At 65.6% G+C, this 22,035-nt stretch carries 22 protein-coding genes; 13 read left to right on the plus strand and 9 right to left on the minus strand.

What is annotated here, in order from left to right:
• The first annotated feature begins 33 nt into the window (after nt 1-33).
• Nucleotides 34-579 carry a 1,2-dihydroxy-3-keto-5-methylthiopentene dioxygenase gene (locus ACKI1H_RS14985; RefSeq protein WP_440468737.1) on the plus strand — a complete coding sequence of 182 codons (546 nt, stop codon included), beginning with the start codon at nt 34-36 and terminating at the stop codon, nt 577-579.
• A 174-nt stretch (nt 580-753) separates the two neighbouring features.
• Nucleotides 754-1,437: an acireductone synthase gene (gene mtnC / locus ACKI1H_RS14990; protein ID WP_280055890.1), complete on the plus strand. Its 684-nt coding sequence runs from the start codon at nt 754-756 to the stop codon at nt 1,435-1,437.
• Nucleotides 1,438-1,441: 4 nt separating this feature from the next.
• Here the strand turns inward: mtnC and ACKI1H_RS14995 are convergent, their stop codons facing one another.
• A complete protein-coding gene (locus ACKI1H_RS14995; RefSeq protein ID WP_440468738.1) occupies nt 1,442-2,335 on the minus strand; it encodes an endonuclease/exonuclease/phosphatase family protein in 894 nt (297 codons plus the stop codon).
• A 68-nt stretch (nt 2,336-2,403) separates the two neighbouring features.
• On the opposite strand from ACKI1H_RS14995, the gene ACKI1H_RS15000 reads away from it, so the two are divergent.
• Together ACKI1H_RS15000 and ACKI1H_RS15005 are read left to right on the plus strand one after the other, a co-directional pair.
• Nucleotides 2,404-2,595 (plus strand): PLDc N-terminal domain-containing protein, encoded by a 192-nt coding sequence (locus ACKI1H_RS15000; RefSeq protein WP_138525168.1) that lies wholly within the window; start codon nt 2,404-2,406, stop codon nt 2,593-2,595.
• A 37-nt stretch (nt 2,596-2,632) separates the two neighbouring features.
• Entirely contained in the window at nt 2,633-3,166 is a 534-nt protein-coding gene (locus tag ACKI1H_RS15005; protein WP_138525167.1) for a methylated-DNA--[protein]-cysteine S-methyltransferase, read from the plus strand.
• A gap of 8 nt (nt 3,167-3,174) precedes the next feature.
• Here the strand turns inward: ACKI1H_RS15005 and ACKI1H_RS15010 are convergent, their stop codons facing one another.
• Nucleotides 3,175-3,651 carry a methylated-DNA--[protein]-cysteine S-methyltransferase gene (locus ACKI1H_RS15010; RefSeq protein ID WP_138525166.1) on the minus strand — a complete coding sequence of 159 codons (477 nt, stop codon included), beginning with the start codon at nt 3,649-3,651 and terminating at the stop codon, nt 3,175-3,177.
• Between the two features lie 2 nt (nt 3,652-3,653).
• Nucleotides 3,654-4,559, minus strand: a complete 906-nt coding sequence (locus ACKI1H_RS15015; protein ID WP_440468739.1) for a DNA-3-methyladenine glycosylase family protein — start codon at nt 4,557-4,559, stop codon at nt 3,654-3,656.
• Nucleotides 4,560-4,753: 194 nt separating this feature from the next.
• Here ACKI1H_RS15015 and speE point away from each other — a divergent pair, with 194 nt between their 5' ends.
• From speE to ACKI1H_RS15030, 3 genes are all read left to right on the plus strand, one after another.
• A complete protein-coding gene (speE, locus tag ACKI1H_RS15020) occupies nt 4,754-5,614 on the plus strand; it encodes a polyamine aminopropyltransferase (protein WP_440468740.1) in 861 nt (286 codons plus the stop codon).
• Nucleotides 5,615-5,937: 323 nt separating this feature from the next.
• Nucleotides 5,938-8,016 (plus strand): LTA synthase family protein, encoded by a 2,079-nt coding sequence (locus tag ACKI1H_RS15025; protein ID WP_138525163.1) that lies wholly within the window; start codon nt 5,938-5,940, stop codon nt 8,014-8,016.
• 268 nt (nt 8,017-8,284) lie between these two features.
• Nucleotides 8,285-9,070 (plus strand): sulfite exporter TauE/SafE family protein, encoded by a 786-nt coding sequence (locus ACKI1H_RS15030; protein WP_081520618.1) that lies wholly within the window; start codon nt 8,285-8,287, stop codon nt 9,068-9,070.
• Between the two features lie 14 nt (nt 9,071-9,084).
• Here ACKI1H_RS15030 and ACKI1H_RS15035 read toward each other — a convergent pair whose 3' ends face one another.
• Nucleotides 9,085-10,101, minus strand: coding sequence for an AraC family transcriptional regulator (locus tag ACKI1H_RS15035; RefSeq protein WP_138525162.1), 1,017 nt, complete (start codon nt 10,099-10,101; stop codon nt 9,085-9,087).
• 130 nt (nt 10,102-10,231) lie between these two features.
• Between ACKI1H_RS15035 and ACKI1H_RS15040 the strand changes: the two genes are divergently transcribed.
• The 6 genes from ACKI1H_RS15040 (at nt 10,232) to ACKI1H_RS15065 (ending at nt 15,773) form a co-directional block, all read left to right on the plus strand.
• Nucleotides 10,232-11,707: a flavin-containing monooxygenase gene (locus ACKI1H_RS15040; protein WP_440468741.1), complete on the plus strand. Its 1,476-nt coding sequence runs from the start codon at nt 10,232-10,234 to the stop codon at nt 11,705-11,707.
• Nucleotides 11,691-12,653, plus strand: a complete 963-nt coding sequence (locus ACKI1H_RS15045) for an alpha/beta hydrolase (protein WP_440468742.1) — start codon at nt 11,691-11,693, stop codon at nt 12,651-12,653. The genes ACKI1H_RS15040 and ACKI1H_RS15045 overlap by 17 nt, the downstream gene beginning before the upstream one ends.
• Entirely contained in the window at nt 12,650-13,408 is a 759-nt protein-coding gene (locus tag ACKI1H_RS15050; protein WP_440468743.1) for an SDR family oxidoreductase, read from the plus strand. Before ACKI1H_RS15045 ends, ACKI1H_RS15050 begins: the two co-directional genes overlap by 4 nt.
• 155 nt (nt 13,409-13,563) lie before the next feature.
• A complete protein-coding gene (locus tag ACKI1H_RS15055) occupies nt 13,564-14,247 on the plus strand; it encodes a hypothetical protein (protein ID WP_138525158.1) in 684 nt (227 codons plus the stop codon).
• A gap of 280 nt (nt 14,248-14,527) precedes the next feature.
• Nucleotides 14,528-14,866, plus strand: a complete 339-nt coding sequence (locus tag ACKI1H_RS15060) for a ribonuclease E inhibitor RraB (RefSeq protein WP_045208619.1) — start codon at nt 14,528-14,530, stop codon at nt 14,864-14,866.
• Between the two features lie 202 nt (nt 14,867-15,068).
• Entirely contained in the window at nt 15,069-15,773 is a 705-nt protein-coding gene (locus tag ACKI1H_RS15065) for a type 1 glutamine amidotransferase (RefSeq protein WP_440468744.1), read from the plus strand.
• A 142-nt stretch (nt 15,774-15,915) separates the two neighbouring features.
• Here ACKI1H_RS15065 and ACKI1H_RS15070 read toward each other — a convergent pair whose 3' ends face one another.
• The 5 genes from ACKI1H_RS15070 to ydcS form a co-directional block, all read right to left on the minus strand.
• Nucleotides 15,916-17,340 carry a gamma-aminobutyraldehyde dehydrogenase gene (locus ACKI1H_RS15070; RefSeq protein ID WP_440468745.1) on the minus strand — a complete coding sequence of 475 codons (1,425 nt, stop codon included), beginning with the start codon at nt 17,338-17,340 and terminating at the stop codon, nt 15,916-15,918.
• Between the two features lie 154 nt (nt 17,341-17,494).
• Nucleotides 17,495-18,316, minus strand: a complete 822-nt coding sequence (locus ACKI1H_RS15075) for an ABC transporter permease (RefSeq protein ID WP_138525155.1) — start codon at nt 18,314-18,316, stop codon at nt 17,495-17,497.
• A complete protein-coding gene (locus tag ACKI1H_RS15080) occupies nt 18,306-19,157 on the minus strand; it encodes an ABC transporter permease (RefSeq protein WP_440468866.1) in 852 nt (283 codons plus the stop codon). Before ACKI1H_RS15080 ends, ACKI1H_RS15075 begins: the two co-directional genes overlap by 11 nt.
• Before the next feature lie 47 nt (nt 19,158-19,204).
• Nucleotides 19,205-20,224 (minus strand): ABC transporter ATP-binding protein, encoded by a 1,020-nt coding sequence (locus tag ACKI1H_RS15085; protein ID WP_440468746.1) that lies wholly within the window; start codon nt 20,222-20,224, stop codon nt 19,205-19,207.
• Nucleotides 20,225-20,515: 291 nt separating this feature from the next.
• On the minus strand, nt 20,516-21,688 hold the full coding sequence (gene ydcS / locus ACKI1H_RS15090) for a putative ABC transporter substrate-binding protein YdcS (RefSeq protein WP_138525152.1): 1,173 nt from the start codon (nt 21,686-21,688) through the stop codon (nt 20,516-20,518).
• Nucleotides 21,689-22,035: the final 347 nt, after the last annotated feature.

The raw sequence follows: 22,035 nt of genomic DNA on the forward strand, positions 1-22,035 counted from the left end.
CTTTTGAGAAAAAAGCCCAGAAGGACAACGACCATGAGCAGCCTGACCGTCTACCACGAATCCAACCCCGAGCAGCCACTGAAGCTGCTGACCCACGCCGAGGACATCGCTTCCACCCTCGGCGAGCTGGGCGTGCGTTTCCAGCGCTGGGCGGCCAACGCCCCCATCGTCCCCGGCGCCAGCCAGGAAGAAGTGATCGCCGCCTACCAGCACGAGATTCGCCGTTTGCAGGAAGAGGAAGGCTACGTCACCGTCGACGTGGTCAGCCTCACTGCTGACCATCCGCAAAAGGAAGAGCTGCGCGCCAAGTTCCTCGACGAGCACCGCCATGGCGAGGACGAAGTACGTTTCTTCGTCGCCGGCCGGGGCCTGTTCACCCTGCACATCGAGGACCACGTCTACGCCGTGCAATGCGAGAAGAACGACCTGATCTCGGTGCCCGCCGGCACCCGCCACTGGTTCGACATGGGCGAGCGCCCGCACTTCGTCGCCATCCGCCTGTTCAACAACGCTGAGGGCTGGGTCGCGAAGTTCACCGGCGACGAGATCGCCAAGCGGTTTCCGTTGCTGGAAGACTGACCTCCCCGTAGCCGGGGAGGGTGGACTGTTTCCTGCGATTCGTAGGAGCGAGCTTGCTCGCGAACAGTGTTACCGGCCCACTCCGTGCCATGCGGTTCGCGAGCAAGGACTGGGCGTCCCCCTCGGTCCTACACGTCATCCCGCCTGGGCTCAGGGCGGGTTTTTGGAGTTTCCATGCCCATCAAAGCCATCCTCACCGACATCGAAGGCACCACCAGCGCGGTCAGCTTCGTTTTCGACGTGCTCTTCCCCTATGCCGCCGCGCACCTGCCGGACTACGTGCGCCAGCACGCCGCCGAGCCGGTCGTGGCCGAGCAACTGGCGGCCGTGCGCGCCGACAGCGGCGAGGCGAATGCTGACAGCGAACGCTGCATCGAAATTCTCCTCGGCTGGATCGCCGAGGACCGCAAGGCCACGCCGCTCAAAGCGTTGCAGGGCATGGTCTGGGAGCAGGGCTACCGCGCCGGCCAGCTCAAGGGCCATGTCTACCCGGATGCCGTCGACGCGCTGCGCCAGTGGCACGCCGAGGGCTACCAGCTGTACGTCTATTCCTCCGGCTCGATCCAGGCACAGAAACTGATCTTCGGCTGCTCCGAGGCCGGCGATCTGTCGCCCCTGTTCTCGGGTTACTTCGACACCACCAGCGGGCCCAAGCGCGAGGCCGGGTCTTACCAGCGCATCGCCGCCGCCATCGGTCTGCCGGGCGAGGAAATCCTCTTCCTTTCTGACGTGGTTCAGGAGCTGGACGCCGCGCAGCAGGCAGGCCTGCAGACCATCGGCCTGGCCCGCGAGGGCGGTGTGCTGGAAGGCCATGACACCGTGGCCAGCTTCGCGGTGATCGACCCGGCCCGGTTCTGACACGCTACCAGTCGATCCAGATGGGACGGTGATCCGAGCCGCGCCAGGCGTAGGCTCCCACACCGGACACTGGTGCTCTGGCGCTGATCAGCGCGTGGTCCAACGACAGCAAGCCAGGCAACCAGGTCGGTCGGCCATTGGGGCTGCTGCGGCGCAGTCCGGCGGCCTCGATGAAGTGGCGCAGGCGTGGTGAGAACGGGCTGCTGTTGAAGTCGCCAAGCACCAGCACCGGTGCTTTCTCCGCCCTGATCCGTGCGGCGAGCTGGCGTAGCGATTCGTCCCTGGCCAACGCCAGGTTCGCTCCCAGCGGCGGCGGTGGATGCACACCGTAGATCAGCCGGCCGTCGGCCAGCTCGGCACGGATGTATGGGTAGCCCTGTGCGGCGCCGCCCAGACCGAGGACCCGGCAAGACTTCAGCGGTACCCGGCTGAATAGCGCCAGGCCGAAGGGTGAGTCGTCATAGCGGGCGCAACCCGGCGGCAATCCTTGTAATCGTGTCTCCCATTCGTGGCTGGCTTCGGTCACGAAGATCACTTTTGCATCGACCGTCGCCAGCCAGCGGGCGTCTGCATCGGCAGCGGGATTGTCTACTCTCAGGTTGTAGCCCAACAGGCGCAGCGGGCCGGCGGCGCTCGGGCTGGAAACGTCTGGAGCGGGTGCCAGGCTCCAGGCTGCCAGCCCCATCCCGACGAGCAGGAACAGGGCGTCTTGCCAGTCGCGCCGGTGGAACACGGCGGCCAGCAGCAGGATGGCTGCACAGTGGGGAATGAAGTGGCTGCACAGTTCCGCAAGCCAGTGCCAGCGACCCAGTTCGCCGAGGCCGGCCGCCAGCAGCGCCAGCCATGCGAGGCAGCGCAGGCGGGCGTTCAGGTAGTGAGGCAGGCGACTTTCGTCCATGGCGAGGTCCGAAGCTTCAACGCTGGCTATTCTGAGAGAACCTTACTTGCCGCGAAGAGAACTTCATCATGGGTTCCACCCTCAGTGGTCTGATCAGCCTGATCATCTTTGCCCTGGACATCTGGGCAATCATCAACGTCGTCAAAAGCGGTGCCGAACTACCGATGAAGATCATCTGGATCCTGGTGATCGTTATCCTGCCGGTGCTCGGGTTGATCATCTGGGCCATCGCCGGGCCGCGCGGCAACGTGCGGGTCTGAGCTTGCGGTATCGATGCCAGGGGCAGACACTTCGCTGATGCATTACTGCCTGATCGAAACAGACCTCGGCTGGTTCGGGCTCGCCTGGAGCCCGCAGGGGATTACGCGTGCCTATCTGCCGGGTGACTCCGTACACAGCGTGCGCGAGCGCTTCGCCAAGCTGGGTAGCGAAACCGCCCAGTGGCCGGCATTCATCGACGAAGCCTGCCGGTTGATCCTCGGCTATGCGCGGGGCGAGGCGGTGTCGTTCGAGACGCTGCCGCTGGACTTGTCGGGGCAGAGTGATTTCCACCGTCGCGTCTACGACGACATCCTTCAATTGGGCCGCGGCGAAACCACGACCTACGGCGAGATCGCCCGGCGCCTGGGCGATGTCGGCTTGTCCCGCGCGGTGGGGCAGGCGATGGGCTCCAACCCGATCCCGTTGATCATTCCTTGCCACCGAGTACTCGCCAGCGGCGGCAAGACCGGCGGTTTCTCCGCGCCCGGTGGCAGCACCTCGAAGATGCGCATGCTGGCGCTGGAAGGTTACGAGGACCCGCAGGCCGCGCAGACCGCTTTCGATTTCTAGCTCGGCTGTCAGGCCGATTCCAGCGCGCCTTCCAGGCGCAGCAGCAACTCCTTGCGCGGCAGGCCACCGGCATAGCCGGTGAGGCTGCCGTTGCTGCCGATCACCCGGTGGCAGGGGACGATGATGCTGATCGGGTTGGCGCCGTTGGCCGCGCCCACCGCACGGATCGCCTTGGGCCGGCCGATGCGCCGCGCGAGTTCCGCGTAGACGGTGGTGTAGCCGTAGGGAATTTCCAGCAGCGCCTGCCAGACCTGGCGCTGGAACTCGGTGCCGCCGGTATTCAGCTTCACGTCGAAGCGCTGGCGCTTGCCGGCGAAGTATTCGTCCAGCTGGCGCGCCACGTCGTCCAGCAGCGGACTGCCTTCCTGCCAATCTGGTTGTGGGTAGTGGCGGACTTCCAGATCCATGTAGAGCATCCGCAGGCCGCCTTCGTCGCCGGCCAGCAGCAGGCGGCCGGTGGGGCTGTCGTGGTAGCGGTAGTGCATGGTCATCCTCCGGTACGGCCAGCCTGGGAATAGGCGTGCCACAGGTAGACGGCGGCGTAGGCGCGCCAGGGCCGCCAGGCTTCGGCGCGGCGTTGCAGCTCGCGAGCGGTAATGCCCTCGGCGCCCCAGACCGGCGACTTGAGCAGGCCCAGGTCGGCGGCGGGGAAGGCGTCTGGATCACCGAAGGCGCGCAGGGCAATGTATTCGGCGGTCCAGGGGCCGATGCCGGGAAGGGCGCAGAGGCGCTTCACCAGGTCCTCGGCGCCGTCGTCGACGTGCAGCTCCAATGCGCCGCTGGCGCAGGCGGCGGAGAAGCGCTGCAGGGTCTCCACGCGCTTGCCGGGCATGCCGATGCCGGCGAGGTCGGCTTCGGCCAGGGCCTCGGGGGTGGGAAACAGACGGGTCGGCTGGCCTGCGATGTCGCCGGGCAGCGCTTCACCCAGGCGCTGCACCAGCCGCCCGACGATGGTCACCGCAGCTTTCACCGTGACCTGCTGGCCGACGATGGCACGCACAGCCTGTTCGAACGGGTCGAACGCCGTGGGCAGGCGCAGGCCGGGGGCCTGTAGCAAGAGCGGGCCGAGGACGGCGTCACCGCCCAGGTGCGCGGCGATGTGGGTGGGATTGCTGTCCAGGTCGAACATCTTGCGCACCTGCGTCGTCAGTGTGTCGCTGTGACGGGACGGTACGTGCAGCTCCAGCGCCAGCTCTGCGGAGTCCTCCAGAGGCGCCACGCTGAACCAGCCGCTATCCGCACCCAGCCTTACGCTGCGGGCGTAACGCCGGGGCGACAGGCATTCGACACCGCTCAGGCTGCGCAGGGCGAAGTGGTCGTGGAACTGCTGCCAGTCCCAGGGGGAGTGGTAGGGCAGGCGGATGATGCGGGGGGCGGGGGCTGTGCTTTTCATGCAGCGACCTTACCTGTTGCGTGCCGGGCTGTCCTCCCGCGGCTGACTTTCAAACTGGAGCGGCCAGGCTCGTTATATAGAGGGTACCGACGGCAGGGTTCGACCTGTCATCTTCCGGCACGTAGAATGCGCGCCTCTTTCGGGGCGGCCCGGCCGTCCCCTCCTAATGTCTTGTCCCGACGGGAGCCCACTGCATGCACGATTACCAGGAAACCCTCTACGACGGCTATGGCCAGCGTTTCAGCGTCGACAGGATGCTCCACGAGGTGCGCACCGAGCACCAGCACCTGGTGATCTTCGAGAATGCCCGCATGGGTCGCGTGATGGCGCTGGACGGCGTGATCCAGACCACCGAGGCCGACGAGTTCATCTACCACGAGATGCTCACCCACGTGCCGGTCCTCGCCCATGGCGCGGCCAAGCGCGTGCTGATCATCGGCGGTGGCGACGGCGGCATGCTGCGCGAGGTGGCCAAGCACGCCAGCGTCGAGCACATCACCATGGTCGAGATCGACGGCACCGTGGTCGACATGTGCAAGGAATTCCTGCCCAACCATTCCCAGGGTGCCTTCGACGATGCGCGCCTGAACCTGGTGATCGACGACGGCATGCGCTTCGTCGCCACCACCACGGAGAAGTTCGACGTGATCATCTCCGATTCCACCGATCCGATCGGCCCGGGCGAAGTGTTGTTCTCGGAAAACTTCTACCAGGCCTGCCACCGCTGCCTGAACGAGGGCGGCGTGCTGGTGACCCAGAACGGCACGCCGTTCATGCAGCTGGATACTGTGCGCAACACGGCGGGTCGCATGAACGGCCTGTTTGCCGACTGGCACTTCTACCAGGCGGCCGTGCCGACCTACATCGGCGGCTCGATGACCTTCGCCTGGGGCTCGACCAACCCGGTGCTGCGCAAGGTCGATGCCGCGACCCTGGCCCAGCGCTTCGCCGCCAGCGGAATCCAGACCCGCTACTACAACCCGGCCATCCATCAGGGCGCTTTCGCCCTGCCGCAGTACGTGCTGCAGGCTATCGGCAAGCCGGCCAACGACTGATGTACCGCTGCCCGCCGTGCCGATCGCACGGCGGGCAGGCGCGCAATGCCCCTGGATTTCCCGCCTGTCGGGACATTTTCTTCACAGGCCGTCCGGCACTATCCCCGCCGTCAGGCGGTCCCACCTGCGCCGGTTCACGCTTGCATCATTCGGAAACGAATCCCCGGCCAGGCTTAATGCCTGCTTAAGGCGCGCACAATAGAATGCGGCGCCGCTGCTTTTGCGGTGTAATGCCGCAGCCTTTCGCGCTCGCGCGGGCAGACCTTCCGCCCGGCCATGGCGATGCTCCTTCGAACCCTGAACGTTCACAACGGAACCAAGAAATGGGCCAATCAGAAGTCCTGACCAACCGCCAGACCGGTGCGAGCCTCACGCGGCCGACCGTGTCCAGCCACCTGGCGTTCACCGCGCTCAGCGTCGTTGCGCTGATGGTGATGTTTTCCCTGCTGCGCGTGGCGCTGCTGATCTACAACCGCGAGCTGATCGGCAGCACCCCGGCGTCCACCTTCGTCGAGGCCTTCATCACCGGTATGCGCTTCGACATCCGCGCGGTGGTCTACATCGTCGCCCCGCTGGTGTTTGCCATCGCCAGCGTGCGCGCCATGGGCTGGCGCTGGCTGTGGAAGGCCTGGCTGACCATCGCCGCGAGCATCACGCTGTTCCTCGGCGTGCTGGAGATGGACTTCTACCGCGAGTTCCACCAGCGCCTGAACAGCCTGGTGTTCCAGTACATGTCCGAAGACCCGAAGACGGTCATGAGCATGATCTGGTATGGCTACCCGGTGGTTCGCTACCTGTTGGCCTGGGCCTTTGCCACCTGGCTGCTGTACCTGGTGTTCCGTGGCATCGACCGCGCGACCCGTCCGGATGCTTCCGGTCCGCGCGCCGCCGCCTGGTACATCCGTGTGGCCGTGATGCTGGTAGTGATCGTGGTCTGCGTGGTTGCCGCTCGCGGCACCCTGCGCCAGGGCCCGCCGCTGCGCTGGGGCGATGCCTTCACCACGGATTCGATGTTCGCCAACCAACTGGGCCTGAACGGCACCCTGAGCCTGATCAAGGCCGCCGAGAGCCGCTTCCTGTCCGAAGACCGCGACAACATCTGGAAAGCCACCCTGCCGGTGGATCAGGCACGCGACGTGGTGCGCCAGATGCTGGTGATGCCGGACGACAAGCTGGTCGACGCCGATGACGCCGCCGTGCGCCGTGACTACACCCCGCCGGCCGACGGCACGCTGCCGATCAAGAACGTCGTGGTGATCCTCATGGAAAGCTTCGCCGGCCATTACGTCGGTGCGCTGGGCGGCAAGGGCGACATCACGCCGTACTTCGACAAGCTGAGCAAGGAAGGGCTGCTGTTCACCCAGTACTTCTCCAACGGCACCCACACGCACCAGGGCATGTTCGCCACCATGGCGTGCTTCCCCAACCTGCCGGGCTTCGAGTACCTGATGCAGACGCCCGAGGGCGGCCACAAGTTCTCCGGCCTGCCGCAGCTGCTGTCGGCGCGCAAGTTCGAGGACGTCTACGTCTACAACGGCGACTTTGCCTGGGACAACCAGTCCGGCTTCTTCGCCAACCAGGGCATGACCTCGTTCATCGGTCGTAACGACTTCGTCAACCCGGTGTTCTCCGATCCGACCTGGGGCGTGTCCGACCAGGACATGTTCGCCCGCGGCAACGAGGAGCTGGACAAGCTCGAAGCCACTGGCAAGCCGTTCTATGCCCTGCTGCAGACCCTGTCCAACCACGTGCCCTACGCACTGCCGAAGGATCTGCCGGTGGAGCGCGTAACCGGTAACGGCAGCCTCGACGAGCACCTGACGGCCATGCGTTATTCCGACTGGGCGCTGGGGCAGTTCTTCGAGAAGGCGAAGAAGTCGCCGTACTACAAGGACACCCTGTTCGTGGTCGTCGGCGACCATGGTTTCGGCAGCCCCGAGCAACTGACCGAGATGGACCTGTTCCGCTTCAACGTACCGCTGCTGCTGGTAGCCCCGGGCATCCAGGAGAAGTTCGGCGCGACCCGCGATACCGTTGGCACCCAGATCGACATCGTGCCGACCATCATGGGCCGCCTGGGCGGCGAAGTGCGTCACCAGTGCTGGGGCCGCGACCTGCTGAACCTGCCGGCTGGCGACAAGGGTATCGGCGTCATCAAGCCCTCGGGTAGCGAGCAGGTGGTCGCCGTGATCTCCGGCAACCGCATCCTGATCCGTCCGAAGGAAGGCGATATCCGCGTCTACGACTACAAGCTGGGCAGCGACTTTGGCGTGAAGCGTGTGGATGGCGCCACCGACCAGGAAAGCCTGCGCGTACGCCTGGAGTCCTTCATCCAGACCGCGACCAAGAGCCTGCTGGACAACACCGCTGGGGTGGTGGACGGCAAGCCTGACGCGAAGTGATCGAGCGCTAAGTGGAAAAGGGGCCTTCGGGCCCCTTTTTCGTTCCCACAGCGGAGCTCCCAGCAGGGGCGATTCATGCCCGCGATCATGCGCACAGTGAGCTCCTACAAGGCCCGTGCCAGAGACCTCGGACGAGAAATAAGCAACCAAACTAACGGTAAAAAGCAGTTATAAAGTAAGACCACATCGATCTAATGGATTATAAGAAAAGCCGTTATCCTGCCGCCCACACCACGAGGTGATCAGTTTCGCCAGTCAGGACGCGTAGATGGATGTTGGCAATATCGGTTTCGTAATCGCGGGTCTTGTCGTTGGCTTTATCGTGGGAATGACCGGTGTCGGCGGCGGTTCGCTGATGACGCCGATTCTCCTCTGGTTCGGTATCAACCCCGCCGCTGCAGTGGGTACCGACCTGCTCTATGCCGCCATCACCAAGTCCGGCGGCGTCCTGGTTCACCGCAAGAACGACAACATCGACTGGCGCATCACGGGTTGGCTGGCCCTGGGCAGCGTCCCGGCGGCGGCGCTGACGCTGCTGTTCCTGCACAGTCTGCACACCGATACCGCGGCCATGAACGCCGTGATCAAGAACGCCCTGGGTGTCGTGCTGCTGCTCACTGCGCTGGCGGTACTGTTCAAGAAGCAGGTGCTGGCCTTCGCCCAGCGCCATGCCGGCGATAGCTTCCACTTCAGCGGCTCGAAGCTGAACACCCTGACCGTGATCACCGGCGCCATCCTCGGCGCGATGGTCGCGCTGACCTCCATCGGCGCCGGCGCGCTGGGCACCGTGGCGCTGTTCATCCTTTATCCCTTCCTCGCCACCCGCCGTCTGGTCGGTACCGAGATCGCCCACGCCGTACCGCTCACCCTGGTCGCCGGCCTCGGCCACGCCAGCATGGGCAACATGGACTGGGGCCTGCTGGGCTACCTGCTGATCGGCTCGCTGCCGGGCATCTACGTCGGCAGCCACCTGGCCGGACGCATTCCGGACGGCATCCTGCGGCCGTGCCTGGCTGTGATGCTGGCGATGATCGGCTACAAGCTGGTCTTCTAAGCGCCCGAGAACACTCAGCTGCGGCGGAAACGCCCCGGTGTCACGCCTTTCCAGCGGCGGAAGGCGTGAATGAAGTTCGACACCTCGCCATAGCCGAGCCGCTCGGCAATCTCCTCCAGACGAATCGCCCCCGTGGCCAGCAACTCCTCGGCCAGCGCCTGGCGCACCTCGTCGAGCAGCGCGCGATAGCTGCTGCCTTCGGTTTCCAGCCGGCGGCGCAGCGTGCGCGACGTCATGTGCAGTTCATCCGCCAGTTGTTCCATGTCCGGCAGCCGCCCCGGCGTGCCCAGCAGACGATCGCGGATCTGTCCGGACAGCCCGGTGCGCACCTGGCGCCGGGCGAGCAGGGCGCGGCATTGTTCCTCGCAGCGGCGCGCTACTTCCGGATTGGCGCCGGGCAGCGGTAGTTCGAGAATACGGCTGTCGAAGACGATGCGGTTTTCCACCTGACCGAACAGCGGTTTCACTCCCAGTTCGTCGAGGTAAGGCTGCAGGTCGGCTGGCGCCTCGCGGCGGAACAGCGCCTGGCGGATCGGTGGCGGCTGGTTGGTGAGGTCGCGTTGGATACGCAGCACGCCGCCGCCGTCGCGGTCGATGAGGAAGTCGCGCAGGTCTTCCGGCACGGCCGCATCGTCCAGCAGCAGATGCGCCTCGCCGTCGTGTTCCTCCAGCGTCATGCGGTGGAAGGCATAGGTCAGGTCGAGGTAGCGCAGGCCCAGGTGCGCCGCGCTGAGGAAGGTCGAGCTGCTGAGCAGGGCGAAGCCCCAGATGCCATAGGTGTTGAGGTGATAGCGCAGGCCGGCCTTGAGGCCGATACCGGGGCGTTGACCGATGTGCCGGTTGATATTGCGCAGCAGCTCCAGTTCCTGGGTGGCTTCCACCTCGGCGCCGGGGTTGGCCAGCACGCCGATGTCCAGCCCGGTGCCGTCCAGGCACTGTTCCAGGGTCATGCCGTGGTCAAGGCCGAACTGGGCCATGAGCTGCACGCTGATGGCGCTGCGCCGGGGCGACCAGGGTGGGGTGGCAGGCATCGGAACCTCGGAAGTCGGAGTGACCGAAAGTCACAATTTTATGTCCGACTATGCCATAACCCGTGGCAGGAAGTCGCACTAGGATGTTGTCATCCGCCGCCGTGCGGACTTCGAAACCGGGAGCACAACAATGACAACACCTTCCCGCCGATCAGCCGCTCCGCGCGTGCTGATCATCGGTGCCGGCTTTGCCGGTCTGGGGTTGGCGATCCGCCTGCAGAAGGCCGGGATCGGCGACTTCCTGATCCTCGAAAAGGCCGCCGACGTTGGTGGCTGCTGGCGTGAGAACGTCTATCCGGGCGCCGCCTGCGACGTGCCTTCGCACCTGTATTCCTTTTCCTTCGAACCCAAGGCCGACTGGTCGCGCAAGTTCGCGCCCCAGGCGGAAATCCTCGATTACGCCCGGCACTGCGCGGACAAGTACCGCCTGCGCGAACGCATCCGCTTCAACTGCGAAGTGCGCGAGGCGAGCTTCGATGAAGCGGCTGGAGAGTGGCGAGTGACCTGCGCCGACGGTGAGGAGCTGCGCGCCCAGTCGCTGGTCTGTGCCCTCGGCCAGTTGAGCCGCCCGTTGATCCCGAAGCTGCCGGGTATCGAGCGCTTCCAGGGCAAGGCCTTCCATTCCGCGCAGTGGGACCACGGTGCGCCGCTGGAGGGCAAGCGCGTCGCGGTCGTCGGCACCGGCGCCAGTGCCATCCAGTTCGTCCCGCAGATCGCCCCGAAGGTAGCCGAGCTGCTGCTGTTCCAGCGCAGTGCTGCCTATGTGATCCCCAAGCCGGACCGTCCCTACGCCGACTGGGAACGCCGCATCAAGGCGCGCCTGCCTTGGCTGCAGCGCCTGGACCGCGGCCTGAAGTACGTCCAGCACGAGGCGCGGGCACTGGCCTTTACCGTGTTTCCGCCGATGATGAAGTTCATGCGGATCAGCTTCCACCTGCACATGCGCAAGAGCATCACCGACCCGCAGCTGCGCGCGCGGTTGCAGCCGGACTACCCCATGGGCTGCAAGCGCATCCTGATCAGCAACGACTATTACCCGGCGCTGGCGCGCAGCAACGTGAAGCTGGTGGATGCCGGCATCCGCGAGGTCACCGAAGACGCCATCGTCACCCGCGACGGTGTGCGGCATCCGGTGGACACCCTTATCTACGGCACCGGATTCGCCGCCACTGAGTTCCTCGCGCCGATGCGTATCACCGGCCTGGGCGGCCGTGAGCTGAACCAGGCCTGGAGCGACGGTGCCGAGGCCTACAAGGGCATCAGCGTCAGCGGTTTCCCCAACTTCTTCATCCTCTACGGGCCGAACACCAACCTGGGACACAACTCCATCATCTACATGCTGGAGAGCCAGTTCCCCTACGTGCTCGGCTGCCTGCAGCGGATTCAGCGCGAGGGCCTGAAGTACCTGGACCTCAAGCCACAGGCGCAGCAGGGCTTCAACCGCCAGTTGCAGCACGACCTGCAGCACACCATCTGGGAGCGCGGTTGCAGCAGCTGGTACAAGACCGAAAGCGGCCGCAATACCGTGAACTGGCCGGGCTTCACCTTCCGCTACCGCCAACAGACCCGTCAGCCGGAGTTCGCCGACTATGACTGCATCCGTTGAACCCGTGGTAACGCTGTCGCCCCGCCAGAAACTGCTGACCGCCACCCTGCGCGGTACCCTCAACCTGCTGTTTCGCGGCCTGATGGGGCCGCAACTGCCGGTGAAGGCGCAACGCGCGCTATTGCGCGGGCTGACGGCCGCGACGTTGACGCCTCGGGGTGTGCATTGCGAGCAAACGAACCTGGGCGGCGTACCTGCCGAAGTCTGGCGGCCCGACCGTGGTGGTGAGGGCCGGGTGATCCTCTACCTTCACGGCGGCGCCTACCTGATCGGCTCGCCCGCCACGCACCGGGCGATCACCGCCAACCTGGCGCGGCGCTGCAAGGCCGAGGTCTGGGTGCTCGACTACCGCCTGGCGCCCGAGCATCGCTTCCCCGCCCAGCGTGAGGATGCCGTGGCGGCCTACCGCGCGTTACTCGACAAGGGCATTCCCGCGGCAGCCATCGCGGTGGCCGGGGATTCCGCCGGCGGTCACCTGACCTTGCAGCTGGCGTTGCAGGCCAAGGCCCAGAACCTGCCGATTCCGGGGGCTTTAGTGACCTTCTCGCCGGTCACCGATCTCACCGGTGAGCATTTGCACGCACCGGCGGCGGGCGATCCGCTGATCACCCGCGCCTGGATAGACAGCGCCATGGGCATGTTCTGCCCGCCGGGCGTGCCGCGCGCCGATGCGCAACTGTCGCCGCTGTATGCCGACCTCACCGGCCTGCCACCGTTGCTGATCCAGGTCGGCGAGGACGAAGTGCTGCGCAATGACAGCTTGCGCTTCGTCGCCGCTGCGCGGCGTTACGGCGCGACGGTCGAGCTGCAGCGCTTCCCCGGTTGCTGGCATGTGTTCCAGGCCCACGCTGGGTTGCTGGACGTGGCCGACCGAGCCTTGCAGGACGTAGCCCATTTTGTCGCCAGCCATCTACAGGTCGCCCCCATGCAAGGAGTGCAGCGATGAACACCATCCTCATCAGCGGGGCCGCCTCGGGCATCGGCGCCGCCACCGCGAAACTGTTCCATCAGCGCGGCTGGCGCGTCGGCCTGATCGACCTCAATCCTGAGCCGCTGGCGGCACTGTCTGCCGAGCTGGGCGGCGCCTGGCAGCGGGCGCTGGACGTCACCGACGCCGAGGCGGTGACGGCGGCGGTGCGCGAGTTCGCCGACACACACGACGGCCATCTGCGCCTGCTGTTCAATTGCGCAGGCATCCTGCGTTTCGGCCGCTTCGAGGACATCAGCCTGGCCGAGCACAATCGCATCATCGCCATCAACGTGCAGGGCGTGCTCAATTGCTTCTACGCCGCGCTGCCGTACCTCAAGCGCACGCCGGGCGCGCAGGTGTTGAACATGGGCTCGGCATCCGGACTCTATGGCGTGCCGCAGATGGCCAGTTACTCGGCCTCGAAGTTCGCGGTGCGCGGGCTGACCGAGGCGCTGGAGCTGGAATGGCGCGAGCTGGGCATCCGCGTTGCCGACCTGATGCCGCCGTTCGTGCGCACGCCGATGGTTGCCAGCCAGACCTTCGAGCCGCCGGTGCTGCGCCGCCTGGGCGTCACCCTGGTAGCTGAGGATATTGCTCGGGCCGCGTGGCGACAGGCGCAGAGCGGCGGCGTGCATCGGCCCATCGGAGCGATGTTCCGCGCCATGTACTGGTCCGGCCAGTTGTCGCCGCCGGCAATCAACCGCTGGGTGATGGCCTGGCTCAGCCGCTGAGCGCAACGCGCAGGCGTTCACGGTCCGTTTCGCGAATGCCCCGGAGAACGGCTGCGGTCAACGCCGCCAGCGGACGCTCCCTTTAGACTGCGTACTGAGAATCCGCCCTGGCCGGGTTGCGGCCGGGGCGACAATGCAGCCAAGGAGCCCGATTCGTGGAGCGATCGCGACTTTCCTGGAAAACCGCCTGGAACAAGGCCTGGGGCGACCTGACCGATCCGTTCGACCGGCTCAGCGAAGTCGCCTTCGGGGTGATCATGGCGCTGACCATCATCTCCGTCATTCCCACCGCGGCGGATGGCGCGGGACGGCAGCAACTGGTGCTGGCGGCGCTGGGCTGCAACCTGGCGTGGGGCATGGTCGATGCCCTGATGACCCTGGTCGGCATGCGCGTGGACCGCGAGCATCGGCACGCAGGCCTGCGCGCCTTGCGTGGGTCGGAGGACGAGAGGAGCTTTCGCGAAGGCCTGCGGGAATTCCTCCCGGACCTGATGGTGGATCACCTGCAGAGCAGTGACGTCCAGCGTCTGCGCAGCAACTTCCTGAAATCATTGCTCGGCACCGGGGAGGCCCCGAGCCTGGGTCGCGAGCATTGGCTCGCGTGGCTGATCCTGGCCGGCCATACCTTCGTCGCGACCTTGCCGATCATCCTGCCGCTGCTGGTCATTCATGACGACCTGTTGGCGCTGCGCATGGCACAGGTCACGGGCCTGCTGCTGATGTTCGGGCTGGGTTGGCTGCTGGCGCGCTGGGCCGGCGGTCGGCCGTGGCAGGGCGCCGTCGGTTTTGCCGCGCTGGGCGTGGCGATGACCGGCATCTGCCTGGCGCTGGGTGGGTAGCTTCCCGGACGGCGCCATCCGGCTGCCGCCTGTCGCCGCCGAATGGGCGTTAGCGTCAAAGTAGCGGCAGGGCGCGCCGCCAGACGCTACGCTGAGCAATGTGGCCGGGAGAGTTCCGCTGCGCCGCTCGGCGCGTTCGGCGGAGTTGGCCACCATTTCGGGGGACGTTGCGTCATTTGACGTTTCCCGGCGGCACACTGAAGTGCCCGGAATACGCCCGCGCAGGGCGTGTTCGTTGGCGGGGAATACACTCTGAACGTCTCGAAAGGAGGTGCGTACCATGGAAAAGCCCCTCTCGGAGGATATCAGCGTCAACGTGTTGCGCCGGATGAAGGAAGGTGGTTTCGATTTCGCTCGTATTCATCCCATCGATTTTTTCGCCATCTTTTCCGATGAACAGAACGCCCGCAAAGCTGCCCGGCAGTTTCGCGGCGAGTCGCTGAGAACCCAGGTCGAAGCGCGCGATGACGGCGGCTGGAACCTGCAGATCAGCAAGGTGATGTTCGCCACCCATGCCGCCATCGGCGATTTCGAACACGACCTTGAGGAAGTCGTGGTGCCACTGGGCGGTACACTCGATGGATGGGGTGTGACCCAGGAGGTCACCTCCCTGCGTTGATCGCAACACGTCGTTGAGCCGTCGCAGGACGGCCGATCTTCTACCCGCGTCTCTATCCGCAAAGATGAAAATGCGCGCCGTTGCCAGCAGTGGCGGCGCGCCTTTCTTCGTGCGTGGGCGGCAGCAGTGCAAGCACGACCTTGCGGACACGCCCGGTTTCCTCCTCGCCACCGATGCGGCAGACTGCGGCGCGGAGGTAACCATGACCGATATCCTGATCCTGACCCACGTCGATTTCTGTCCGCCCGGCCACCTGGGGGCGGTGCTCGATCGTCTGCAACTGCCGTTCGACGTGCTTCGCGCCGATCTGGGCGAGTTGCAAGGCTACGACCTGGAACGACCGAAAGCCGTCGCCATCATGGGTGGCCCCATGAGTGTGAACGACGACCTGCCATGGTTGCGCGCCGAGATCGCCGCGATTCGCCGCTTCATCGAACGCGACGTGCCGATGATCGGCCACTGCCTGGGTGGTCAGTTGCTGGCCAAGGCGCTGGGCGCCGATATCCACCGCCTGCCGTACACCGAACTGGGCTGGCAGCCGATGCGCCGCGAGGAAGGGCAGAGCCCGTGGCTGGCGCACCTGCCCGAGGAATTCCCGATCTACCAGTGGCACGGCGATACCTTCGACATCCCCGAAGGCGCTACGCGCCTGCTCTCCAGCCCCTGGTGCGAGAACCAGGCGTTCAGCTTTGGCGAGCGCATCCTTGGTCTGCAGGGGCATCCGGAAATGACCGAAGAGCTGGTCAGCGGCTGGGTCAATGGCTTCCCGGAATACCTCGATCCGAGCCAGCCGAGTCAGGAAAGTGCTGACGTGATGCTGGCCGACCTGTCGCAGCGGGTGGCGGCCATGAACCGCGTGGCGGAAGGCTTCTACCATCACTGGCTGAAGCTGGCTGGATTAGTCTGATCGGCGCCCTGCACTCCGCCAGCGGTGCAGGGCGCGCCTTGTAGGATGGCGTGGAGCGTAGCGATACCCATCAATGCTGCGAGCCCATCAGCATGGGTATCGCTGCGCTCCTCCCATCCTACGGTTCATATGCTCAGCCGGTTCAGTGCTTGAACATGATGTGCCGCGCCACGGTGTAGTCCTCCAGGCCGTACATGGACAGGTCCTTGCCGTAGCCGGACTGCTTGAAGCCGCCGTGGGGCATTTCGCTGCACAACATGAAGTGGGTGTTCACCCAGGTGCAGCCGTATTGCAGGCGCGCGGCCACCCGTGAGGCGCGGCCGACATCCTTCGTCCACACCGATGAGGCAAGTCCGTAATCGGAGTCGTTCGCCCAGCGCACCGCCTCGTCCGCATCGCTGAACGGGGTCACCGAGACCACCGGGCCGAACACTTCGCGGCGGACGATCTCGTCGTCCTGCTGGGCGTTGGCCACCACAGTCGGTTCGTAGAAGAAGCCCTTGCCGCTGACCATCTTGCCGCCGGTAGCGATCTGGATGTGCGGGCTGGCCTTGGCCCGTTCGATGAAGCCGGAGACCCGGTCGCGCTGGGCCGCAGTGATCAGCGGGCCGAGTTCGGTATTCGGGTCGTTCTGCAGGCCGGTCTTGAGGCTCGATACCGCACTGGCGAGGTCGGCGACGAAATTGTCGTAGACCTTCTTGCCGGCGTAGATGCGGCAGGCCGCGGTGCAGTCCTGCCCGGCGTTGTAGAAACCGAAGGTGCGGATGCCGGCGATCACGTCCTGCAGGTCGGCATCGTCGAAGACGATCACCGGGGCCTTGCCGCCCAGCTCCATGTGCAGGCGCTTCACGCTGTCGGCGGCGCTCTTGATGATGGCCTTGCCGGTGCCCACCGAGCCGGTCAGCGAGACCATGCGCACCAGGTCATGGCTGACCAGCGGTGCGCCCACGCTCGGGCCGCGGCCGAACACCATGTTCACCACGCCGGCAGGGAACAGCTCGGCGATGAATTCGGCCACCCGCAGGGCGGTCAGCGGAGTCTGTTCCGAGGGCTTGAGCACCACGCAGTTGCCGGCGGCCAGTGCCGGGCCAAGCTTCCATGCCGCCATCATCAGCGGGTAATTCCAGGGCGCGATGGAGGCGACCACGCCCACCGGGTCGCGGCGAATCATCGAGGTGAAACCGGGCAGGTACTCGCCAGCGGCGGAACCGGGCAGCACACGACAGGCGCCGGCGAAGAAGCGGAAGACATCGGCGATAGCCGGGATCTCATCGTTCAGCGCGGCCGCGTAGGGCTTGCCGCAGTTGTCCGATTCCAGTTTGGCCAGTTCCTCGGCATGCTCCTCGATGCGATCGGCCAGACGCAACAGGAGCATGGCGCGGTCCTTCGGCGCGGTCTGCGACCAGCTGTCGAAGGCGGCATCGGCGGCGCGCACGGCCGTGTCCACCTGGGCTTTGCTGGCTTCGGCGACCTGGCCGATCACTTCGCCCGTGGCGGGGTTGAGGACGTCCAGCTTCGCGCCTTCGCCGGCGACGAACTGGCCGTTGATCAGCAGTTTGGTTTGCATGGGGCTCCTCCGTAGTGGGTTTCCCTCTCTCCAACCCTCTCCCTGAAGGGAGAGGGAGCTGTCCGTGCCGGCGAAAACGGTCGTTTCCTCCTGCGCCGTTCCAGTCCCCTCTCCCTTCAGGGGTAGGGCTAGGGAGGGGGCGCTTGGCACGGGATCATTTGCCGCTCCCCGCGACGTCGCTGGTGCCGCGCGTGAGGTAATACGCGCCGAGGATCGGCAGCATGGTGGCGAGCATCACCAGCATCGCCACCACGTTGGTCACGGGCACGTCGCGCGGGCGGGTCAGCTGGTTGAGCAGCCACAGCGGCAGGGTGCGCTCGTGGCCGGCGGTGAAGGTGGTGACGATGATCTCGTCGAACGACAGGGCGAAGGCCAGCATGCCGCCGGCCAGCAGCGCCGTGGCAATGTTCGGCAGGATGATGTAGCGGAAGGTCTGCCAGCCGTCGGCGCCCAGGTCCATGCTCGCTTCGATCAGGCTGAACGACGTGCGGCGGAAGCGTGCGATCACGTTGTTGTAGACGATCACCACGCAGAAGGTCGCGTGGCCGATGACGATGGTCAGCAAGCCCGGTTCGATCCCCAGCGTCTTGAACGCCGAGAGCAGGGCGATACCGGTGATGATGCCGGGCAGGGCGATGGGCAGGATCAGCATCAGCGAGATGCTTTCCTTGCCGAAGAAGTCGCGACGGTACAGCGCGCCGGCGGCCAGGGTGCCGAGGACCATGGCGATCAGCGTGGCCACGCAGGCGATCTTCACCGACAGCCAGATGGAGTCGAGCACGTCACCGCGCCCGAAGGCGATGCTGAACCACTTCAGGGTGAAGCCCTGCAGCGGGAAGCTGTACGCCGACTCCTCGGTGTTGAAGGCGTAAAGCAGGATCACCAGGATCGGAAAGTGCAGGAACAGCAGCCCGCCCCAGGCGGCCAGGCGCAGGAACCAGGAGGGGCGATCGGTGGAGTGGGCGTCAGAGCGCATCGAAGGCCCCCAGTCGCTTGGCGATGGACAGGTAGACAGCGATCAGCACGATGGGCACCAGGGTGAACGCCGCCGCCAGCGGCATGTTGCCCACCGCGCCCTGCTGCACATAGACCATGGTGCCGATGAACAGCCCGCTGGGGCCGACCAGCTGGGGGATGATGAAGTCGCCCAGGGTCAGGCTGAAGGTGAAGATCGAGCCGGCCACGACGCCAGGGAAGGCCAGCGGCAGGATGACCTGGAAGAAGGTCTGCCGCGGGTGCGCACCGAGGTCGGCCGAAGCCTGCAGCAGTGACGGCGGTAGGCGCTCCAGGGCGGCCTGGATCGGCAGGATCATGAACGGCAGCCAGATGTAGGTGAATACCCAGAAGCGCCCGATGTGCGAGGTCGACAGGGTGTTGCCACCCACGCCGGGTACTCCCAGCAGCAGGTCCAGCAGGCCGAGCAGGTGCAGGTGTTCGATCACCCAGTAGAGGATGCCGCCCTTGGCCAGGATCACCGTCCAGGCATAGGCCTTGACGATATAGCTGGCCCACATCGGCAGCATCACCGCGATGTAGAAGAAGGCTTTTTCCTTGGGCCCGGCATAGCGCGCCATGTAGTAGGCGATGGGGAAGGCGAGGAGGGCGCTGGCCACCGACACGGCAATCGCCATGCTGAAGGTGCGCAGCACGATGTCGTAGTTGGCCGGGTTGAACAGGGCCCTGTAGTTGGCCAGGGTCAGGTCCGGCGTCACCGCCATGGTGAAGTCGTCGAAGGTGTAGAAGCTCTGCCAGAGCAAGGCGAACAGCGAGCCGATGTAGATCACGCCGAACCACAGCAACGGCGGGATCAGCAGCATCAGCAGGTAGAGCGTGCTGCGCCGGTAGAGAAAGCTGGAGATCGCCCTCACGTTGCCGGCTCCTCGAGCAGCGGCACCAGCGCGCTGCGCGCCCAGCAGGCGGTTACCGCGTCACCGGGTTTCGGCCTTTGCTCCTCGCGTTCGCCGTTGGGCAGGGCGGCGACCAGCCGCACGCCGTTCTCCAACTCGATCTCGTAGCGGCTGCTCGCGCCCATGTATTGCACGTCGAACAGGGTGCCGCTGACTTCCAGTTCCCCTTCGCCGGCATGGCCGAAGCGCACGTGCTCGGGGCGCAGCGAGTGCGGGCGGGATTCGCCGAGCAGGCGCTGGGCGAGGTCCCCGCGCAGCACGTTGGCGGTACCGACGAACTCGGCGACGAAGCGCGTGGCGGGGCGGCGGTAGAGATTGCCGGGAGTGTCGACCTGTTCGATGCGGCCCTTGTTGAACACCGCCACGCGGTCGGACATGGACAGCGCTTCGCTCTGGTCATGGGTGACGAAGATGAAGGTGATGCCGAGCTGGCGCTGCAGCTTCTTCAGTTCCACCTGCATCTGCTCGCGCAACTTGAGGTCCAGAGCGCCGAGAGGCTCGTCCAGCAGCAGTACGCGCGGGCGATTGACCAGGGCACGGGCCAGGGCAACACGCTGGCGCTGGCCGCCGGAGAGCTGCGCCGGCTTGCGCTTGCCGTACCCGGCCAGGGCGACCATGCCGAGGGCCTCTTCGGCGCGGTGGTAGCGTTCGGCCTTGGCTACGCCTTTTACCTTCAGGCCGTAGGCAACGTTGTCCAGCACGCTCATGTGGGGGAACAGCGCATAGTCCTGGAACACCGTGTTTACGTCGCGCTCGTAAGGTGGCAGGCCTGCCGCTTCCGCGCCGTGGATGCGGATGGAGCCGGAGGTAGGCTGCTCGAAGCCGGCGATGAGGCGCAGGCAGGTGGTCTTGCCCGAGCCGGAAGGGCCGAGCATGGAGAAGAACTCGCCGTCGCGGATCTCGATGGATACCGAATCGACGGCGCGTACCTCGCCGTAGTGACGGCTCACGTCAGTGAACTGGACGGCTGTGGTCATGCTGCGGGCTACCTGAATGGCGGGGGCTGCATCAGAAAAGGTAGCGCATGGGGGCGGGGGTGCTCGGTTCGCTGGGGGCCAGGCGTGGAGGACGTCGTGTTCCCTCTCCCTAACCCTCTCCCTGAAGGGAGAGGGGACTGCCCGGCGAGCGCGGAATACACATCGCTCACTGCGGAAAACGAAATTGCCGGCAGGCTCTATATTCAGCTCCTGCTCGGATGGCTCCCTCTCCCTTCGGAGCGGGGCGCGCAGCCAGGGCTGGGGAGAGGGGCCTTCAGCGACGAAACAACGTCACCTCCCCCCCATGATCGCGATGTAGTCCTGTGTCCACCGGCTGTACGGCACGCACTGGCCTTGCTCGCACTTGGCCTGTGGAGTCTTCCAGAAAGCGATGCGGTCGAACTGGTCATAGCCGTTGTTCGCGCAGCCCTGGGCGCCGAGCAGCTGGCTGCCGGTGCAGCCGTCCGGAACCGCTGGCACCGAGCCGAACCAGGCGGCGACGTCACCCTGTACCTTGGGCTCCAGCGACCAGTTCAGCCACTTGTAGGCGCACACCGGATGCTTGGCGTCGACGTGCATCATGGTGGTGTCAGCCCAGCCAGTGACACCTTCGCCGGGGATGGTCGAGGCGATCGGCTGCTTCTCGCCCTGCAGCGCGTTCACCTGGTATGGCCAGGAGCCGGAAGCCGCCACGCCCTCGTTCTTGAAGTCGCTCATCTGTACCGTCGCGTCGTGCCAGTAGCGGTGGATCAGCTTCTGCTGTTCGCGCAGCAGCTTGAGGGCAGCGGCGTACTGCTCCTCGTTGAGTTCGTAAGGGTCCTGGATGCCCAGCTTGGGCTCGGCGGTCTTCAGGTAGAGCGCCGCGTCGGCGATGTAGATCGGGCCGTCATAGGCCTGCACGCGGCCCTTGTTGCTCTTGCCGTCGGGCAGCTTCTGCTCGCTGAACACCACGCTCCAGCTGTCCGGCGCTTTGGGGAAGACCTTGGTGTTGTACATCAGCACGTTCGGCCCCCACTGGTAGGGCGTGCCGAAGTGCTTGCCGTCCACGGTGTGCCAGGGCGCGTCCTGCAGGCGCTTGTCGACGTTCTTCCAGTTGGGCACCAGGGCGATATTGATCGGCTGCACGCGCTTGCCATAGACCAGCCGCAGTGAGGCGTCGCCGGAGGCGGTAACCAGGTCGTAGCCGCCCTTGGCCATCAGGCTGACCATCTCGTCGGAGGTGGCGGCCGTCTTCACGTTGACCTTGCAGCCGGAGTCTTTCTCAAACTGGCTGACCCAGTCGTAGTTCTTGTCGCTCTCGCCGCGTTCGATGTAGCCGGGCCAGGCGATGATATCCAGCGCCCCTTCGGGGTTGCCCAGCTGTTTGAGCGCTTCGGCGGCCTGCAACGAACCGCTGGCGAGCAGGCTGGCGCCGACGAAGGCCAGCGCCGCGACTTTCACTGAAAAGAATGGCACGGATGACATGGACGGACTCCTGTTGTTCTACGTTGTGGGAGCCACTGCGATACCAGCGCGCAGAAAATTGGCACCTCTGTTGATCGCGGCATGTCCATGGGAAATGGGCACGCTCTTGCAGCGTAGTTCCGGCCCCAGAGGCTGACAAGAAAGCCCTCGGCACCCCGCAAAGGCCCGCCACATGGCGCTCGCGGCTCCAAACGGGGCGATCCGGGGTTGCTGGCCGACAAAATCGCACCGCTCTGGTGCGGGGCGGTCGGGCAACCTTCGCAAGTCATTGAACGAACAGGAATTCGACCTCTGGCACGGGCCTTGCGACGGTTCCTTCAGCCGAGGACGAGCGGCAACAAGGAGTA

It is taken from the genome of Pseudomonas sp. YH-1 (assembly GCF_051990045.1).
In the GTDB taxonomy this organism is placed as follows: Bacteria; Pseudomonadota; Gammaproteobacteria; order Pseudomonadales; family Pseudomonadaceae; genus Pseudomonas; species Pseudomonas nicosulfuronedens.

What these genes read in the sequence shown, in the direction of transcription:
- ACKI1H_RS14985 (WP_440468737.1), top strand. Translation starts at nt 34, where the DNA reads ATGAGCAGCCTGACCGTCTACCACGAATCCAACCCCGAGCAGCCACTG.
- ACKI1H_RS15015 (WP_440468739.1), bottom strand. Translation starts at nt 4,559, where the DNA reads ATGAAAAGCACAGCCCCCGCCCCCCGCATCATCCGCCTGCCCTACCAC.
- ACKI1H_RS15085 (WP_440468746.1), bottom strand. Translation starts at nt 20,224, where the DNA reads ATGACCACAGCCGTCCAGTTCACTGACGTGAGCCGTCACTACGGCGAG.
- ydcS (WP_138525152.1), bottom strand. Translation starts at nt 21,688, where the DNA reads ATGTCATCCGTGCCATTCTTTTCAGTGAAAGTCGCGGCGCTGGCCTTC.
- ACKI1H_RS15025 (WP_138525163.1), top strand. Translation starts at nt 5,938, where the DNA reads ATGGGCCAATCAGAAGTCCTGACCAACCGCCAGACCGGTGCGAGCCTC.
- ACKI1H_RS14995 (WP_440468738.1), bottom strand. Translation starts at nt 2,335, where the DNA reads ATGGACGAAAGTCGCCTGCCTCACTACCTGAACGCCCGCCTGCGCTGC.
- speE (WP_440468740.1), top strand. Translation starts at nt 4,754, where the DNA reads ATGCACGATTACCAGGAAACCCTCTACGACGGCTATGGCCAGCGTTTC.
- ACKI1H_RS15000 (WP_138525168.1), top strand. Translation starts at nt 2,404, where the DNA reads ATGGGTTCCACCCTCAGTGGTCTGATCAGCCTGATCATCTTTGCCCTG.
- ACKI1H_RS15040 (WP_440468741.1), top strand. Translation starts at nt 10,232, where the DNA reads ATGACAACACCTTCCCGCCGATCAGCCGCTCCGCGCGTGCTGATCATC.
- mtnC (WP_280055890.1), top strand. Translation starts at nt 754, where the DNA reads ATGCCCATCAAAGCCATCCTCACCGACATCGAAGGCACCACCAGCGCG.
- ACKI1H_RS15070 (WP_440468745.1), bottom strand. Translation starts at nt 17,340, where the DNA reads ATGCAAACCAAACTGCTGATCAACGGCCAGTTCGTCGCCGGCGAAGGC.
- ACKI1H_RS15075 (WP_138525155.1), bottom strand. Translation starts at nt 18,316, where the DNA reads ATGCGCTCTGACGCCCACTCCACCGATCGCCCCTCCTGGTTCCTGCGC.
- ACKI1H_RS15010 (WP_138525166.1), bottom strand. Translation starts at nt 3,651, where the DNA reads ATGCACTACCGCTACCACGACAGCCCCACCGGCCGCCTGCTGCTGGCC.
- ACKI1H_RS15005 (WP_138525167.1), top strand. Translation starts at nt 2,633, where the DNA reads ATGCATTACTGCCTGATCGAAACAGACCTCGGCTGGTTCGGGCTCGCC.
- ACKI1H_RS15050 (WP_440468743.1), top strand. Translation starts at nt 12,650, where the DNA reads ATGAACACCATCCTCATCAGCGGGGCCGCCTCGGGCATCGGCGCCGCC.
- ACKI1H_RS15065 (WP_440468744.1), top strand. Translation starts at nt 15,069, where the DNA reads ATGACCGATATCCTGATCCTGACCCACGTCGATTTCTGTCCGCCCGGC.
- ACKI1H_RS15080 (WP_440468866.1), bottom strand. Translation starts at nt 19,157, where the DNA reads ATGCTGCTGATCCCGCCGTTGCTGTGGTTCGGCGTGATCTACATCGGC.
- ACKI1H_RS15030 (WP_081520618.1), top strand. Translation starts at nt 8,285, where the DNA reads ATGGATGTTGGCAATATCGGTTTCGTAATCGCGGGTCTTGTCGTTGGC.
- ACKI1H_RS15035 (WP_138525162.1), bottom strand. Translation starts at nt 10,101, where the DNA reads ATGCCTGCCACCCCACCCTGGTCGCCCCGGCGCAGCGCCATCAGCGTG.
- ACKI1H_RS15045 (WP_440468742.1), top strand. Translation starts at nt 11,691, where the DNA reads ATGACTGCATCCGTTGAACCCGTGGTAACGCTGTCGCCCCGCCAGAAA.
- ACKI1H_RS15060 (WP_045208619.1), top strand. Translation starts at nt 14,528, where the DNA reads ATGGAAAAGCCCCTCTCGGAGGATATCAGCGTCAACGTGTTGCGCCGG.